Source organism: Pseudarthrobacter sp. AB1 (assembly GCF_014926485.1).
Taxonomy (GTDB): domain Bacteria; phylum Actinomycetota; class Actinomycetes; order Actinomycetales; family Micrococcaceae; genus Arthrobacter.
This window is the reverse complement of record NZ_PZKO01000013.1, coordinates 106,984-123,848: the sequence shown is the minus strand read 5'-3', so window position 1 is coordinate 123,848 and position 16,865 is coordinate 106,984. Positions and strand designations below refer to the sequence as shown.

The 16,865-nt window shown below is 64.2% G+C and carries 14 protein-coding genes; 10 read left to right on the top strand and 4 right to left on the bottom strand.

Annotation, left to right across the window (positions count from 1 at the left end):
• The first annotated feature begins 5 nt into the window (after positions 1-5).
• From DAD99_RS04325 to DAD99_RS04285, 9 genes are all read left to right on the top strand, one after another.
• Positions 6-1,712 carry a thiamine pyrophosphate-binding protein gene (locus DAD99_RS04325; RefSeq protein WP_193340491.1) on the top strand — a complete coding sequence of 569 codons (1,707 nt, stop codon included), beginning with the start codon at positions 6-8 and terminating at the stop codon, positions 1,710-1,712.
• Between the two features lie 188 nt (positions 1,713-1,900).
• Positions 1,901-2,389: a MarR family winged helix-turn-helix transcriptional regulator gene (locus DAD99_RS04320; protein ID WP_193340490.1), complete on the top strand. Its 489-nt coding sequence runs from the start codon at positions 1,901-1,903 to the stop codon at positions 2,387-2,389.
• Positions 2,390-2,408: 19 nt separating this feature from the next.
• Positions 2,409-4,040, top strand: coding sequence for an MFS transporter (locus tag DAD99_RS04315; RefSeq protein ID WP_227007638.1), 1,632 nt, complete (start codon positions 2,409-2,411; stop codon positions 4,038-4,040).
• A 186-nt stretch (positions 4,041-4,226) separates the two neighbouring features.
• On the top strand, positions 4,227-5,960 hold the full coding sequence (locus tag DAD99_RS04310; protein WP_193340489.1) for an ABC transporter ATP-binding protein: 1,734 nt from the start codon (positions 4,227-4,229) through the stop codon (positions 5,958-5,960).
• A gap of 128 nt (positions 5,961-6,088) precedes the next feature.
• A complete protein-coding gene (locus DAD99_RS04305) occupies positions 6,089-8,020 on the top strand; it encodes an ABC transporter ATP-binding protein (RefSeq protein ID WP_193340535.1) in 1,932 nt (643 codons plus the stop codon).
• 47 nt (positions 8,021-8,067) lie between these two features.
• Complete coding sequence (locus tag DAD99_RS04300) at positions 8,068-8,484, top strand: thioesterase family protein (RefSeq protein WP_193340488.1); 417 nt, start codon at positions 8,068-8,070, stop codon at positions 8,482-8,484.
• Positions 8,485-8,599: 115 nt separating this feature from the next.
• Positions 8,600-8,851, top strand: a complete 252-nt coding sequence (locus DAD99_RS04295; protein WP_185262687.1) for a PLDc N-terminal domain-containing protein — start codon at positions 8,600-8,602, stop codon at positions 8,849-8,851.
• 71 nt (positions 8,852-8,922) lie between these two features.
• Positions 8,923-11,169 carry an McrB family protein gene (locus DAD99_RS04290; protein ID WP_193340487.1) on the top strand — a complete coding sequence of 749 codons (2,247 nt, stop codon included), beginning with the start codon at positions 8,923-8,925 and terminating at the stop codon, positions 11,167-11,169.
• Between the two features lie 121 nt (positions 11,170-11,290).
• The gene (locus DAD99_RS04285; protein WP_193340534.1) at positions 11,291-12,526 is read left to right on the top strand and encodes a restriction endonuclease; all 1,236 of its coding nucleotides are present in this window, start codon (positions 11,291-11,293) and stop codon (positions 12,524-12,526) included.
• A gap of 45 nt (positions 12,527-12,571) precedes the next feature.
• Here the strand turns inward: DAD99_RS04285 and DAD99_RS04280 are convergent, their stop codons facing one another.
• Positions 12,572-14,227, bottom strand: coding sequence for a cell wall metabolism sensor histidine kinase WalK (locus DAD99_RS04280; protein ID WP_193340486.1), 1,656 nt, complete (start codon positions 14,225-14,227; stop codon positions 12,572-12,574).
• A gap of 101 nt (positions 14,228-14,328) precedes the next feature.
• Between DAD99_RS04280 and DAD99_RS04275 the strand changes: the two genes are divergently transcribed.
• Positions 14,329-15,102: a response regulator transcription factor gene (locus tag DAD99_RS04275; RefSeq protein WP_193340485.1), complete on the top strand. Its 774-nt coding sequence runs from the start codon at positions 14,329-14,331 to the stop codon at positions 15,100-15,102.
• On the opposite strand, the gene DAD99_RS04270 is transcribed toward DAD99_RS04275, so the two are convergent.
• The 3 genes from DAD99_RS04270 to DAD99_RS04260 form a co-directional block, all read right to left on the bottom strand.
• Positions 15,075-15,485: an Hpt domain-containing protein gene (locus DAD99_RS04270; protein ID WP_185262691.1), complete on the bottom strand. Its 411-nt coding sequence runs from the start codon at positions 15,483-15,485 to the stop codon at positions 15,075-15,077. The two genes, DAD99_RS04275 and DAD99_RS04270, sit on opposite strands and share 28 nt — an antisense overlap.
• Before the next feature lie 205 nt (positions 15,486-15,690).
• The gene (locus DAD99_RS04265; RefSeq protein ID WP_193340484.1) at positions 15,691-16,197 is read right to left on the bottom strand and encodes a very short patch repair endonuclease; all 507 of its coding nucleotides are present in this window, start codon (positions 16,195-16,197) and stop codon (positions 15,691-15,693) included.
• Positions 16,198-16,216: 19 nt separating this feature from the next.
• Positions 16,217-16,651 (bottom strand): pyridoxamine 5'-phosphate oxidase family protein, encoded by a 435-nt coding sequence (locus tag DAD99_RS04260; RefSeq protein ID WP_185262693.1) that lies wholly within the window; start codon positions 16,649-16,651, stop codon positions 16,217-16,219.
• Positions 16,652-16,865 lie beyond the last annotated feature (214 nt).

The following is a 16,865-nucleotide window of genomic DNA, read 5'->3' as shown; positions in this document are numbered from 1 at the left end:
TGACCATGATCGAATTCGATCCGGGCACGGCAGCCGCGCCCGCAGGGGAGAGCAAGGGGACCAGCCAGCGCAATGGCGGGGACCTCGTCGTCGAAACCCTTGAAGCGCTCGGCGCCAAGACCGTCTTCGGCATCCCGGGCCAGCACGCGCTCGGCCTGTTTGACGCCATGGGCCGCGGCAACCTGCACTTTGTGTCTTCCCGCGTGGAGAACAACAGCGCCTTCGCCGCGGATGGGTACTCCCGCGCCACCGGTGAAGTGGGTGTGCTTTTCCTGTCCACGGGACCCGGCGCGCTGACGTCCCTCGCCGGCCTGCAGGAGGCCTACGCCACCGGTGTGCCCATGGTGGTGGTGGCCAGCCAGATCCCGCTCGAAGGACTGGGCGCCCGCCGCAAGGGCATGCTGCACCAGCTCGATGACCAGAAGGCCTCGGCCGCGAACGTCACCAAGAGCCAGCGCCTGATCCAGCACGCGTCGGGCATTCCGTCGGCCATCCAGGATGCCTGGACTGAGGCCATCTCCTCGCCGCAGGGCCCGGTCTGGCTGGAAATCCCGCAGAACGTGCTGCTGGATCCCATCATGGTGCCACCGGTGGAGGACGCACTCGCCGAAGCAGCGGACAACCCGCCGCGCGTGGAGCTGGTCCGGGAAGCGGTGAAATGGCTGTCGACGGCGGAACGTCCCGCCATCATCGCCGGCGGCGGTACGCGGCGGGGCCGGGCCGAAAAATCGCTGCTCTCGATTGCCGAGAAGCTGCGGGCGCCGGTCATCTGCACCCCGGGCGGCAACGGCGCCTTCCCGTGGACCCATGAGCTTTCGCTGCAGTCCTGGATCGAGGACCGCCACATGACGGACCTCCTTGAGGATGCCGACGTCCTGATTGTCATCGGCTCCTCCCTCGGTGAAGTCACGTCCAACTACTTCACGTTCGCGCCCCGCGGCCGCATCGTCCAGATCGACGCCGAACCGCGGGTCCTCGAATCGAACAGCCCCGGCCTGGGCATCCGCGCCGACGCCGGCCAGGCCCTGGCCGCCCTCGACGAGGCCCTGGTCATGCCGGTCGACGCCGCCCGCAGCTGGCACGGGACCGCCCCCGAAGACCTCGTGAAGGAATCCCTCGCCAAGGTAAAGGCACGGCTCGAATCCCAGGACCTGGGCAAAGAGCTGAAATTTATGTCCGATATCCGCGATGCCGTCCCCGCGGACATGCAGACTTTCTGGGACATGACCATCTCGGCGTACTGGGGCTGGAGCTGCTGGGATGCGCGGCAGGGCCAGTTCCACTCCGCCCAGGGCGCAGGCGGCCTGGGCTACGGATTCCCGGCAGCCATCGGCGGCGCCGTCGGGCTGGAAACACTGGGCAATCCGGGCCGGGTGCTTGCCGTTTCCGGTGACGGTTCCGCCATGTATTCCATTTCCGAACTCGCCACGGCCAAGCAGCACAACATCCCGGTCACCTGGCTGATCGTGGACGACGGCGGGTACGGTATCATGCGCGAATACATGGTGGGCGCGTTCGGCAAGGCCACGGCCACCGAGCTCGCACGCCCCGATTTCGTCAAGCTGGCGGAGGCGTTCGGTGTGCCGGCCACGCGAGTGGCCCCCGAGGATGTCGGGGACGCGCTCAAGGCGGGCTTCGCGGCGCACGGACCCAACGTCGTCGTCGTCGAAACCCTGCTCAAGATGTTCGCTCCCACCCATCTGGGCGGCTGAACACCCAAAGCACCAACCAGGCGCGAACTTGCAGCTAATACCCTCGTCAAATCAGTTTGAGGGTAATAGCTGCCGGTTCGCGCGTGGCATTTAAGAGCGCTGGAATCCTGCCGACCCTTCTTTAGTTTCCCAAAGCAACCAGTTAAAGTTATAGTTGCCTTAGGCAAACAAAAGAAGAGAGTTTGATCATGGCAGTCGCCCCGGACACCGCAGCGGACCTTGTCTACCGCATCTTCGACCTCCAGAGGGTGGTCCGATGCGTGGCCGCGGCGAGCTTCCGCGGACAGGACACCGGGGTTGCGCTGCAGGGCGTCCTCAGGTTCGTGGGGGAGGGGGAGTCCCGCGCCACCCACCTCGCGGAGCGGCTCGGCGTCAGCGCCCCCGTCCTCAGCCGCCACATCGCGGACCTTGAAGAGCTGGGTTACGTCATCCGGCGGCAGGATCCCGACGACGGCCGCGCCCAGTTGGTTGCCCTGTCGTCCGCGGGCGCGGACAAGCTCCGGCAGATCGAAGAGCACCGCGCTGCCACGCTGCAGGATTACCTCAGCGACTGGAGCCAGGAGGATGCCGAAGATACGGCACGGATCCTGACGAAACTCTCGGAGTCCCTCAAGCATTCAGCCGGGGCACATGCAGTCCCGGCACTTTCAACCGTGGCAATAGCCGCCGCAACCTAGACCCTCCAGGAGCACTGATATGTCGAGCCAACCGGCCGCACCACCCTTGGCGATGACCCATCGCCAGATCATGGAAGCCCTGACCGGGCTCCTCGCGGCGTTCTTCACCGCCATCCTCAGCAGCACCATCGTGGCCAACGCGTTGCCCACCATCATGTCCGATCTGCACGGCACCCAGACCGACTTCGCCTGGGTGATCACCGCCGCACTGCTGGCCAACGCCGTCACCACCCCCATCTGGGGCAAGCTGTCCGACCTCTTCAATAAAAAGATCCTGGTCCAGCTGAGCATCGTCATCTTTGTGGCCGGCTCGGTTATGGCCGGACTCTCCGAGACCATCCCGCTGCTGCTCACCGCACGCGTTATCCAGGGTGTGGCCATGGGCGGGCTCACCGCGCTGGCGCAGGCCATTATCGGCACCATGATCCCGCCGCGGGACCGCGGCAAATACTCGGGCTACATGGGCGCCGTGATGGCGGTAGGCACTGCCGGCGGCCCGCTGCTGGGCGGCTTCATCGTGGACAGCCCGCTGGGCTGGCGCTGGACCTTCTTCGTCTGCGTGCCGCTCGCCGTCGTCGCGCTCATCCTGCTCCAGATCACCCTGAAAATCGAACACATCAAACGCCATGTCAAGATCGACTGGCTTGGCTCCATCCTGCTGACCTCCGGTGTCAGCCTGCTCCTGATCTGGGTGTCCTTCGCCGGCAACCCCGCCTATTACGACTGGGTTTCCTGGCAGTCGGCCGCTATGGTGGGCGGCGGCGTAGTGCTGCTGGCCCTGCTGGTGCTGGTGGAGTCCAAGGTTGAGCAGCCCATCATCCCGCTGAAAATCATCTCCGAACGCACCACCGCTTTGGCCATCATCGCTTCAGTGGCCGTGGGCATCGCGATGTTCGGCTCAACCACCTTCCTGGGCCAGTACTTCCAGGTTGCCCGCGGCGCCACACCCACCGAAGCCGGGCTCCTGACGCTTCCGATGATCGCCGGCAACCTCACCGGTTCCGTCGTTTCCGGTCTGCTCATCAGCCGCACCGGAAAATGGAAGGGCTACCTGATCGGCGGGTCCATCCTGCTGATCGGCGGCCTCGGCCTGGCCGGCACCATGGACCACACCACCGAACTGTGGCAGGCCGGAATCTTCACGGCAATCCTGGGCTTGGGCCTCGGCATGCTGATGCAGAACCTGGTCCTGGCGGTGCAGAACACCGTGCGGGCGTCCGACATCGGTTCGGCCAGCGCGTCTGTGGCCTTCTTCCGTTCGGTGGGCGGCGCGATCGGTGTCTCCGTTCTCGGCGCCGTCCTCAGCCGCCGGGTCAGCGAACTCGCCACGCAGGGCCTGGCCGCGGCCGGCATCCCGGTGGCGGGCGGTTCCGCCGGAGCGAGCATGGACCTTGTTGATATGCCCGCACCGGTGCGCGAAATCATGCGCGCTGCCTATGGCGACGCCACCGCCGAGGTCTTCCTGATCTCCGCCGGCGTTGCAGTGATAGCCCTGATTTCGGTCCTGTTCATCAAGGAGCGCCCGCTGCGGCGCACCGTTGACATCCAGCCGGAGGTCCAGGCAGGGGCGGGGACCGCGGCAGAGGCAGGTGCCGCGGAAAGCGCCACTGCTGAAAGCACGACGCCGGAACTCGCCTCCGCTAGCCGCTGACCTGAGCACGGCCACGCAGGTGGATGGCCGGGGAGCCTGTGCGGGAATACGCCGATCGGATGATCTTTGCGGTAGATATTTCGCCCGGGCAACGGATTTCGTAGAGTAGGTAGGCTGAGAATGTCAGCCCTGTCTGTTACTACTTATCCTCATCATTTCGCGCTCATTTCCTAAGGATTCAAGGGCATGCTCTTCACCCTCATACGGCGCTACTCCAAACCGTATATGCCATACATCGTGGCCGTCGTAGTGTTTCAGCTGGCGTCGACCATCGCAGCGCTTTACCTTCCCAGCCTCAACGCCCAGATCATCGACGAAGGCGTTTCCCGCGGGGACACGGATTTCATCTGGCGGACCGGGTCCGTGATGCTGCTGGTGGCCGTTGTCCAGGTGGGTACCGCCATCGCCGGCGTCTACTACGGCTCCAAAACGGCCATGGCCGTGGGCCGGGACCTGCGCCGCGGGGTGTTCCGCAAGGTCACCAGTTTCTCCGCCAAGGACGTGAACAGGTTCGGTGCCCCCACCCTCATCACGCGCGGCACCAATGACGTCCAGCAGGTCCAGATGCTGGCGCTGATGGGACTGAACTTCATGGTGGCCACGCCCATCATGTGCATCGGCGGGATCATCATGGCGCTGCGAGAGGACATCAGCCTGTCGTGGCTGGTCTGGGTCTCCGTGCCCGTGCTGTTCGTTGTGGTGGGCTACCTGGTGGTCCGGCTGATGCCCCTGTTCCGTTCCATGCAGAAGAAGATCGACCGCATCAACGCTGTCCTGCGCGAGCAGATCATCGGCATCCGGGTGGTCCGCGCCTTTGTCCGCGAACCGTACGAAACCGACCGTTTTGGCGTGGCCAACAAGGACCTGACCGACGTCTCCCTGAAAATCGGGGCATTGTTTGTCCTGATGTTCCCGGCCATCGGCATGATCCTGCACCTGTCCACGGCCGCTGTGCTGTGGTTCGGCGGCCAGCGCGTGGATTCAGGCGAGATGCAGGTGGGCTCCCTGACCGCGTTCCTGCAATACCTGTTGCAGATCCTCATGGCCGTCATGATGGGCACTTTCATGGCCATGATGATCCCGCGGGCCTCGGTCTGCGCGGACCGCATCGGTGAGGTGCTCGACGTCGAACCCTCCATCCACGATCCCGAACGTCCCGAAACTCCCGCCACACTGGCCGGGGTAGTCGAGTACCGGAACGTCACCTTCGCCTACCCAGGCGCCGAGACGCCGGTGCTGAGCAACATCAGCTTCACCGCCAGACCGGGCGAGACCGTTGCAATCATCGGTTCCACCGGCGCAGGCAAGACCTCGCTGCTGGCCCTGCTGCCGCGCCTCTATGACATCGCCGAGGGCGAAGTCCTCCTGGACGGCGTCTCCGTCAGCAACCTGGACCGCGCCGAGATCACCAAGCGCGTGGCGCTTGTCCCGCAGCGGCCGTACCTCTTCTCCGGCACCATCGAACACAACCTGCGCTTCGGCAAGACCGAAGCCACGGACCAGGACCTCTGGGACGCGCTGCAGATCGCCCAGGGCGGGGACTTCGTCCGCGAGAAGAAGAACGGGCTGAACACCCGCATCGCGCAGGGCGGCACCAACGTCTCCGGCGGCCAGCGGCAGCGGCTCTGCATCGCCCGCGCGTTGATCACGAAACCCAAGGTCTACCTCTTCGACGATTCGTTCTCAGCACTGGACGTGGCGACCGACGCCAGGCTCCGCGCCGCCCTGAAACAGACCACCGCCGACGCCACCGTGATCATCGTGGCCCAGCGGATCTCCACCATCACCGACGCAGACCAGATCCTGGTCCTGGACAACGGCCGGATCGTGGACCGCGGAACGCATGAGGAACTCCTGGATACGTCACCCACCTACCAGGAAATTGTCGAATCCCAGCTGAGCGTGGAGGAAATGGCATGAGGGCCGCCAAGAAGGTCTCGACACGCTCAACCACCGAAACGAACCCGGATTCCGTGACTCCCGAAGACCTTCTGGTGGACGACGACTTCTTCGAGGAGGAATACAAGCCCTCCGAAGCCGACGGCGACATGTTCGGCGGTATGCCCGCTAAGAAGGCCGAGCACTTCTGGCCCTCGGCAAAGCGCCTGCTGGGGCTCCTGAAGCCTGAGGCTGTGGGCATCTACGCCGTGGTGGCCCTGGTGGTTGTCTCGGTGGTCCTGAACGTCATCGCCCCCAGGATCCTGGGCCAGGCCATGGACGTGATCTTCGGCGGCGTAGTGGGCAAGCAGCTCCCCGCCGGCGCCAGCAAGGACCAGTTCGTGGAAGGCCTGCGCCAGCAGGGGCAGGACAACTTCGCGGACATGGTATCCAGGATGGAGCTGGTTCCCGGCACCGGGATCAATTTCCAGAAGCTTTCGGTCCTGATCGCCATCGTGCTGCTGATGTACTTCGTGGCCAACATCTTCCTTTGGCTGCAGGGCTACGTGCTGAACCGCATCGTGATGAAGGTGATCCGCAGGCTCCGGGACGACACCGAAAAGAAGTTGAACCGGCTCCCGCTGAACTACTTCGACACCCGCCAGCGCGGAGACGTCCTCTCCCGGGTAACGAACGATGTCGACAACGTCCAGCAGGCGCTGCAGCAGGCCTTCGCGCAGCTGATCAGCTCGCTGCTGACGGTCATCGGCATTGTCATCATGATGTTCATCGTCTCCTGGCAACTCGCCCTCATCGCACTGGTGGCGCTGCCGCTGTCCGGCGTAGCGGCCGGCCTGATCGGTTCGCGCAGCCAGAAGCTCTTTGCCGCCCAATGGAAGAACACGGGCGAGCTGAACGGCCAGATCGAGGAATCCTTCTCCGGGCACGATCTTGTGCGGGTCTTCGGCCGTGACGCTGACATGCTGGAACGCTTCGAAGAGCGGAACGAGGCCCTGTATAAGGCCAGCTTCGGAGCCCAGTTCGTCTCCGGCATGATCTTCCCGGTCATGCAGTTCGTTTCCTACCTCAGCTATGTGGGCATCGCCGTCGTGGGTGGCCTCCGGGTGGCCTCGGGCTCGATGTCCCTGGGCGACGCCACGGCATTCATCCAGTACTCGCGCGAATTCACCCAGCCGCTGGGCCAGATGGCCGGCATGGCCAACATGCTGCAGTCCGGCGTGGCGTCCTCGGAGCGGGTGTTCGAATTCCTCGACGCTGATGAGCAGGACTCCGAGACCGCCTCCGAGCACCTGCCGGCCAAGACCGACGGGCATGTGGAGTTCAACGACGTCACGTTCAGCTACACCGAGGACAGACCACTGATCGAAAACCTGTCCTTCACGGCGGAACCCGGGCACACCGTGGCAATCGTCGGTCCCACGGGTGCCGGCAAAACCACCCTGGTGAACCTCGTGATGCGTTTCTACGAGCTCAACTCAGGGTCGATTACGCTGGACGGCGTGGATGTCACGCACCTGAGCCGCTCCGAGTTGCGGTCCAAGGTTGGCATGGTGCTCCAGGACGCTTGGCTGTTTGGCGGGTCCATTTATGACAACATCCGGTACGGCAACCTGGATGCCACCGAGGAGCAGGTCATGGCGGCCGCCAAGGCCACCTTCGTGGACCGCTTTGTGCGAGCCCTGCCGGATGGCTACGGCACCGTCATCGATGAAGAAGGCAACAACGTCAGCGCCGGTGAAAAGCAGCTGGTCACCATCGCCCGCGCATTTGTGGCCAACCCGTCGCTGCTTATCCTGGACGAGGCAACCAGTTCGGTGGATACACGCACTGAACTGCTGGTCCAGAAGGCCATGGCGGCGCTGCGGACGGACCGCACCAGCTTTGTGATCGCCCACCGGCTGTCCACCATCCGCGATGCCGACACCATCCTGGTGATGGAGAACGGCAAGATCGTGGAGCAGGGTAACCACCAGGCGCTCCTGGCGGCGGAAGGTGCCTACTACCGGCTGTACATGTCCCAGTTCGCCGGTTCAGACGTTGAGGAAACCGTTGTGGACGATTCGACGGCGGTCCACAGCTGAGCGCCCTGGAAGCCGGCGCCGCCCGGCGCATTGAGGTCCTGGTCCCGATGCGCTGGGGTGACATGGACGCCTACGGGCACATCAACAACGTCCAGATTGTCCGGATGCTCGAGGAGGCGCGGATTATGGCGTTTGGGCCTCCCCGGGGCACCGGCCTGCCGGGCATCGAGCCGGAAGTGTCGCTCTTCAACGATGTTCCGGAGGGAACCCTGGCGTTGGTGGTGGACCACAGGATCCGCTACGTCAGGACGCTCGAATACCGCAACATCCCGGCAGTGGTCCAGGTGTGGATCGGTGCGGTGAAGGGCGCCAGCTTCGACGTCCACTATGTGGTGCAGGACCCGGTCACCCGGGAAGACTGCGTCCGGGCCAGCAGCCACCTGGCGTTTGTGGACGAGGCCTCCGGCCGCGTCCTGCGCCTGACGCCGGAACAGAAGGAGCGGCTGGCGCCCTATACGTTGTGAGTAGCACGCAATGTGAACGGTGCAACGACGGCTGGTGTCCGCCGTGCCTGCACACCCGTTGCGCAGGCACGGCGGACACCGGAAACTGGGAATATCCACTAAGGAGCGTTTGATAATGGCCAAGAAAACCAAAAAGACCTGGAAAGAGATGTCACCGGCGGCACGGGCAGGATTTGTGGCCATCGGAATCGCGCAGGTGTCACTGATGCTGGCCGCCCAGCGGGACATTTCCAAGCGCCCGGCTGACCAAATTAACGGGCCAAAAGCGGCCTGGCGCGTGGCTGCCCTAATCAACTTCATCGGGCCGATGGGCTACTTCATTCTTGGGCGCAAGCGGCCTGGAGCCGGGGCCGGAACAATCAAATAGCGGGCCTGCGAACTGCAGGCCGCCAGGGACTTCGGAGCGGGCATCCAGCTTGAGCCTGTAAATTTGAACCCATGACCCCAAACCCCAGGACTGCCATGCACCGCGCCCTCGGTGTCTCAAAGGAGATCGAGGACGCGGCCTGGTTTGTGCTGGGACCGGGCTTGCAGGGCAAGCCGTCAGCTTTGGACAGAAACACCCTGACCTGGACCGCGGAGGCTGCGGCAGAGCTGCTGGAACGCCTGGACCGGGGAACGGCGGATGCCAAGGCGCCCATGATGACAAACCTCCGGCAGAACCTCGAAGACGCGTCCCGGGAGGCCAAGCAGCTGGCCGTCGAGCTGCTCTTCCTGCAGTCGCTGCCGCTGGCGCACGAGGTGAAGTCGCTCAAGGTCAAGCGTGCCCGTGTGGCTGAGGCCGCGTCCTGGCTGGAAACACCTCCGGAAGCTCCACTGGAGCTGCCCGAGGAACTCTACAAGGGCATGACTGACCACGGCGTGATCAGGGACCGCACCGCCGAATTCAACTGGACCATTTGGGACCACCTCAAATGGCTCTGCCGGTTTGTGCAGCACGTGGACCAGCAGACTCCTGCAGCCATCGCCAAGGCGCTGAAGGACCCGCTCCATTTCCACGAACTCGCCGCAGGCACACCGGGGGACCAGCCCGCCATCCGCCGCAGCATCGAGTACCTGGCGTGGCCGAGCTACTTCGAGCCCGTTGTGGCGGACGTGGAACGGCAGAAAATCCGGGACGCGTTCGCCTCCCTGGTGGGCGGGGCCAAGGGCGACAGTGATGAAGACATCACCGCGGACATCCACCGCATCCGGCTGCATTTGGATGAACAGGCCGGCCAGCGCATCGACTGGTACGCCCGCCAGCTGGTCAGCCAGTGGCGCAAGGTCGGGGATCCCGGGCGCCGCGCGTGGCTGCTGCGTACCCACAGCGACAACGCCGAGCTCCTCACCGCGTGGCAGGAAGAGGAGAAGGTGACGCTCGACGTCGAACATCTCCGACACCTGGACCCGGGGGTGACTGCAGGGCTGGTGCAGCACGCGGTGGACGAGGATTACAAGCACCTGGGCTACGTGGAGCGGGAGGACACCAAAACAGCGGTGTTCGCCTTCCTCACCGTCATGAAGCCCGGCGACCTGGTTCTGTTCCAGCACGCCGGCATCGTGCGGCTGGGCGTTGTGCTGGGCGAGCCCGAGCACAACGATGACAACCGCCGCCTGCGGCGCAAGGTGCGTTGGCTGGACGACGACGGCCATGCCACCACCGATCTGCCCCGTCACGTCCAGCGGCAGCTGGCCACCTCGGGGATCGTTGTCGACGTCACCAAAGTGGTGCAGGCGCTGCAGGCGCTTGTGCCGGCCGAAGCGGAACCGGAGGACGACGACGACGCCGAGCCTGCCGCCGTCGTGCCCCCTCTGCAGGAGGGCTTCCGCCCGCTGAGCCGCGACTTCGCGGAGTCACTGCACATGGACCTGGAGCCGCTGCAGGAGATCGCGGAACTGCTGGAGGAGAACCGCCAGTTGGTCCTGTACGGGCCGCCCGGAACAGGCAAGACGTACCTGGCCAAGCATCTCGCGGCGGAACTGGCCCAGGACAGCACTGACGAGCGGGTGAAGCTGGTGCAGTTCCACCCGTCGTACGCGTATGAGGACTTTTTCGAAGGTTACCGGCCGGACAAAACGGACGAGGGCCAGGTGGCATTCAAGCTCGTGGCGGGGCCGCTGCGCCGGCTGGCCGAGGAAGCCGCCAAGCCCGGGAACGAGAAGAAGCCTTATTTCCTGATCATTGACGAGATGAACCGCGCCAACCTGGCCAAGGTGTTCGGTGAGCTCTACTTCCTGCTGGAGTACCGCGATGACCGGATCTACCTGCAGTACAGCCCCAACGAGCCGTTCACGCTGCCGGACAACCTGTACATCATCGGCACCATGAACACCGCGGACCGGTCCATCGCCATGATGGATGCCGCCATCCGCCGCCGGTTTGCGTTCATCGAGCTGCATCCGCAGACGGAGCCGGTGCAGGGGTCGCTGCTGCGGTTCCTGCAGGCGCGGGACCTGGACACCACGCCGGCACTGCTGCTGGATGCGCTCAACGCCGCCATCGACGAGTGGGACCGGGACCTGATGATCGGCCCGTCGTACTTCATGAAGACCGCAGCCCAGACGCCGAAGGGGCTGCGCCGGATCTGGAAATACGAGCTGATGCCGCTGCTGGAAGAGCACTACCACGGCCAGCTGACGCGCGCGCAGCTGGAGGAGCGGTTCGGGCTGGAGCAGCTGTTGGGACGCCTTGTTACCAGCTAAGCCAGGCCACACTCCCGTGCACGGCGGCGCCGCGACAGGAGGGGCCGTGCAGGGTCGCGCAGCGCAGGGTCGCGCAGCGTTAGGCGGCGCAAAGTTGGGTGGCGCACCGTTGGGCGGCGCCCTGCAGCGTGGTGGCGGCTCCGCAGTGCGCCACCTGGTCCTCGACGAGCTGTCCAAAGGCACCGTGGAACGCCTCGATGCGGCCAGCGCGGCATTTATAAACGCCAGTGGACTAGCCAAGGCCTCCCCGATGGGCATGGGTTTGTACCGGATCGAGCCCGCGGACAAGGTGGGGTCGGTCCGCACGGCCACCCTGCAGCTGGATGTGCGCCCCAAAGACCGGCTGGGACTGAGCCGGCTGCTCTTCCTCCTCAGCTACGCCGGCAACCAGGGCTTCCGAGCCGACTCCGTGGCCGCAACCGAGGACCGTGAACTCTGGAGCGCCCTGGCCGAATCCCTGGCGCAAATGGCAGAGCGTGCCCTGGGGCGAGGGGTGCTGCAGGGCTACCTGACCGTTGATGAGTCCCTCCGCACGGTCAAGGGCCGTATCCGGATTTCCGACCAGATCTCCCGGCGCCCCGGAATGCTGGTGCCGCTGGAAGTGTCCTATGACGAGTTCACCGAGGACATCGCCGAAAACCGGATCCTGCGCGCAGCGCTGGAACGGATGGGCCAGGTGCCCCGGGTCCGCCCCGATGTGCTGAGCCGCCTGCGCCAGCTGAAGGGAAAGCTCGACGCCGTCACCCGCCTACCTGCCGGTGCGCCCCTGCCGCCGTGGACGCCGAGCCGGATGAACGTTCGCTACCAGCCAGTGCTGCGCCTTGCCGAGCTGATCCTGAAGAATGCGTCCGCCGAGGCGGGCGAGGGGAAGCAGCAGACGGCGTCGTTTGTGGTGGACATGGCCCAGGTGTTCGAGGATTTTGTGGGCACGGCGCTCCGCGAGGCCATGGCGGCGTATCCGGGGGAGATGCGGCGGCAGTTCAACGCACTCCTGAGCGAAGCTGTCCATGATGCCGACAGGCTGTCCGTGCGCCCGGACGCGGTACACCTGCTGGGCGGTCGGCCGGTGGTGGTCTACAACGCAAAGTACAAGGCCGGCACGGACCTGGGCGCCTCCCTGACCGCCGACCACTACCAGATGCTCGCCCACTGCACCGCCCTGGGTGTGCCCACTGCCTGGCTGGTCTATGCGGGGGTGGGCGAGATGAAGCTGCGGAGGATCCTCAACACTGACATCGACATTGTGGAGTTTCCGCTGGATCTGTCGATGCCGCCGTCGGACATTCTGGCAGCGGTGGCGGACCTTGCGCGGCAGTCCTGGGGTGAAGTGGTTCGTGCCGCCCGCGCGGTCCGGTGATCGAGCCCGTCTCCCGGTGATCGGGCCTGTCGAGATCCAGGAAACCTAGACCGGCATCCGGAACGTGAACGTGGTGCCCTGTCCCAGTTTGCTTTCCACTTGGATGGTTCCGCCGTGGGCTTCCACGATGGCCTTGCTGATGGGTAGGCCCAGGCCTACACCGGGAATAGCTGTCCGGCGGACGTTGCTGGTCCGGAAGAACTTGGCGAACACCTGGGCCTGGTCGTCGGCGCTCATGCCCATGCCCGTATCACTGACCCGGCAGGCGAGGTGGCCGTCGTCGTGCTCCAACGACACCACCACGTTCCCGCCGTCGGGCGAATATTTGATCGCGTTGGAGACCAGATTGTCCAGCACCTGGGATATGCGGGGGCCGTCCACATGGGCATCCAGCCGTCCTGGCGTGTCGGCTGTCAGCGCCACGCGGGAGGCGTCAGCCCTGGGCATCGCGGCGGACACGCTGGCGCGCACCAGTTCAGCGACGTCGACGGCGTGCGGGGTCACGATCAGTTGCCCGTTTCTGGTGGCGAGGAGGTCGGACACCAAGGTGAGGAGGCGTTCTGAATTGCGCTTGATGATGTTCAGCGGTTCCAGTTGGTCGTTGCCGGGATCGTCCTCCAGGAGGAGTTCCACGTAGCCCAGGATGGAGGTCAGGGGAGTCCTGAATTCGTGGGACACGCTGGCGACGAAATCATCCTTGGCGGCCAAGGCGTCCACCAGGTCTGTCACATCGCTGAATACGATCACCGAGCCGACGAACGTCCCGTCGGGGTCCGTCATGGGCCGGGCGCTGGTGGTGATGGCGCGCTGTGATTTGCCTGCGCCAAGCCAGACCAGGTAGTCGGTGAAGGTCTCGCCCAGGACGGCTCGTCTTACGGGACGCTCCTCCACCCGGACAGGGGTGGTACGGTCCGCCGCGAAGACCAGCAGTTGGGACTCGTTCGGATCGTCGAGGTCCTTCGGACGGGCCAGTTCGTGGTTGGCGCGCTGTTTCCGGTTCATCAGGATGTCGTGGCCGTCTGCGTCGACGGCGAGGACGCCCAAGTGCACAGTGTCCAGAACGGAGTTGAGCAAGGCTTCCTGCCTCCTGGTGCCGAGCAGGCTGGCTTGGAGCTGTTTGTCCTTCTCTTCCAGGATCCGCTGCTGCCGCGTCATGCTCAGGGTCAACACACTGACCGATACACCGATTCCGAGCATCATGACGGGAAGCAGGAGGGGCTTGACCAGGGTAGGGCCAGACACATCTCCGCGAATCAGCAACGGAACCCAGATGATGGCCAATGGCGCGAAGAAGGACAACCACAGGGAGACCCGGGGGTAATAGCCTGAGGCACATAGCCAGATGACGGGGAAGACTGCCAACAGACTGATCCCGGCCAGGCTCTCCTGTCCGCCCTCCCTGCCCACGCCGATGGAGGCGAAGTCCAACAGCGGGATAACCAGGAAGCTGGTGTACGGCAGGCGGTCCCACGGCACCACGTAGCACAGCACCATGAGGGCCAGCTGGGAAAAGAGGAACAACACGAACAGCGGGTTGTCCATGGTCCGGGGGAAAAACGCCGACACGAGTACCACGGCCAGCAGTGTGGTGATGAAAAGCGGCATTTGGCTGAGGGCAACTCTTTCCGTCAGCCGGTATTCGTGGAAGGGTTTCCGGAAAAACCTAAGGCGGCCCGCGGCCCACGTTGCGGGTTCACTCATGAACGGCGGCCTGAAGTGGGAGGATAGGGGGAATACATACCAGCAGGATATCGGCAGCGGGCTATACTTCTCACGTTGTCAAGCTGGGTGAGGGGACTGGTATGAGTGAAGCACGAGTTGGTCTGGTCATCGAAGACGATCAGGATATCCGGGAGTTGGTACGGGCGGTCCTGACGCAGGCGGGTTTTGACGTCACCGTGGCGGGCAGCGGATCCGAAGGGGTCAAGGCTGCCAGAACCTTGAATCCAGACGTCATAACACTTGATTTGGGACTGCCGGACATTGACGGATTCGAGGTCTCCCGCCAGATCCGCGAGTTTTCGGATGCCTACATCGTGATGCTCACGGCACGGGCTGAAGAACTGGATACTTTGATCGGCCTCGAGTCTGGGGCTGACGACTACCTCACCAAGCCCTTCCGCCCACGTGAGCTCCGCGCGCGGATCGCGGCGATGATGCGCCGCCCCCGGGCGCTTCCGGACGCGGGGGAGAGCGCCCCTCCAGTATCTGATCGCCCGGTCGTCGTCGGCACTGGCAGCGGAAACGGTCATTACAGCCACAATGGATTGGACCTGAGCTACGCCTCACGGTCTGTCGCTGTGGACGGCCAGGAGCTCAACCTGACGCGGACGGAGTTTGAACTCCTCTATGCCCTGCTCGAGGCGGGCCGGACTGTCCGGACCAAATCGGATTTGGTGCGCCGGCTCCGGGACGAGGATTACGACGTCGGAAGTTACATTAGCGAAGCGGACGAACGTTCCGTTGAGGTGCACATGGGCAACCTCCGGAAGAAGCTTGGTGATTCACCGCAGCAACCGCGCTGGCTGCAGACGGTCCGCGGCGTGGGTTACCGGTTGGCGCCTGAGGAACGTTGAGCCTGTAGCCTGTGCAGGGTCTGGCGGCAGCACTGGTTGATCGGCCGGAGGTAGTTGACGGCCAGTTGCGGCAGTGCAACGGATGGTTCCGCACGCGGTGACTCTTCCCGGATGGAACGTTCAAGATCCATGGCAAGCCCCGCCAGCCGTTCGGCGCCTACCATCTGGCTCGATGTTTTGAGGCTCAGGATCGCATCCACCGCCCCGTCCAGGTCTCCCGTGGTCAGAGCGAGCCGCAGCTTGCCGATCCGCAACGGCAGGCAGTCGATGAAGTTTCCCACGAAGACGCTGCAGTAGCCGTCATCTTCGTCGAGTTCGACGCGTAGCCGGTCAAGGACGGAGGGATCTACCAGGGGGCGCCCTGCGTCGTCGGATGGAGCCATTTCCGTCCTTTCCGCTCGCGACTGCCGCCCGGGTAGGGGGCTGTGACTTGGGTTTGTGTCCACTTTCAGCGTAAATCTGTTCCCTGGAGATGCAGCCGTCCGGGACAAGGACTGCGGGATTGCTGAGGAGAATGCGGGTTTTTCATAGGAGTTCATCTTTGCTGGTGCCGATCAATTCGGGAGGCGGCAAAGGCTCAAGATTGGCTCAACTTCCCGCTGGCGTTGCTTCCCTGCCGTGGGTTTGCCTGCTGTGGGTTTGACCGGCGCCCGTCTGCAGGGCGTCAGCTTGCCGGGCACCGAGGAACTCCACAAGGTGGGCTTCGAGGGCGGAGCCGTCCTTCAACTCGCACTCCCACACGGTGAGCACCTCCCAGCCGGCGGCCGTCAACTGTTGGCGCTGGTCGGCGTCGCGGGTTCTGGTGCGGGTGCGCTTGGTTTCCCAGAAGGCGGCATTCGCTTTGGGCGCGTGCTGGCCTACCCGGCAGTCGTGGAAGTGCCAGAAGCAGCCGTTGATGAAGATGACCTTTCGACGGCTTGCGAACACCAGGTCCGGACGACCGGGCAGTCGACTTTTGCCTGCCTTGCCGTGCAAGCGGTAGCGGTAGCCTTTGGCGTGGAGGAGGCGGCGCACCAGCAGTTCCGGCTTGGTGTTCTTGCCCCTGATGCGGGACATGTTCCAACTGCGCTGCTCGGGAGTGAGCCTGTCCGCCATGATTCCAGTCTAGGAGCTCCTAGATTTCGCGCTCCGGCTGATCGCCCAGTTCAAAATGGCGGCCGCTGACGGACGTCGGCACGATTTCCACGTAGAAATCCTTCAGGGTCGGCACCCAGGATTTCAGTCCAAGCTCCTCGACGGCGGCGAGCTCTGTTGAGTTGGCCAGGACGCGCGCCGTGCCCCGGAGGACCACCGACCACGCCTCATCCGAGAGAATACCGTCCGTTTCGAGCAGCACTCGGGAGTTGATGGTGAGCTGCGCCAGCTTGTTGCCTGGCGCGGTGCGGAGGTAGATTTTCCGGTCCGAGGTCAGGTAGTTGACGGGAAAGATATCCGGTTCACCGGCCACAGAGACCACCAGCCGGCCGTGCTTTGTTGCTTCCAGGAGTTTCCAGGACTGCTCGTCGTCGAGCTCAAGAACGGGGTTGCCATCTGCGTGCGTAAACATCATGCAAGCCATTCTTCTACGTTCGGTAGAAGAATTCTAGGGTTTTGGCGCGGAAATTCTGGGCCCGAGGGCCGGGAGGGCGATTGTCCGTGTGACTTTTTATTGGTCCTTGACGGTGGTAGAACCGATGGCGGGTGGCTGTGGATAACTTTCATCGCTCAAATGTGTCCTGGGCTACCCTTAAGGTCATTGTTCGGAGCGAAACGTCTTGAAACTA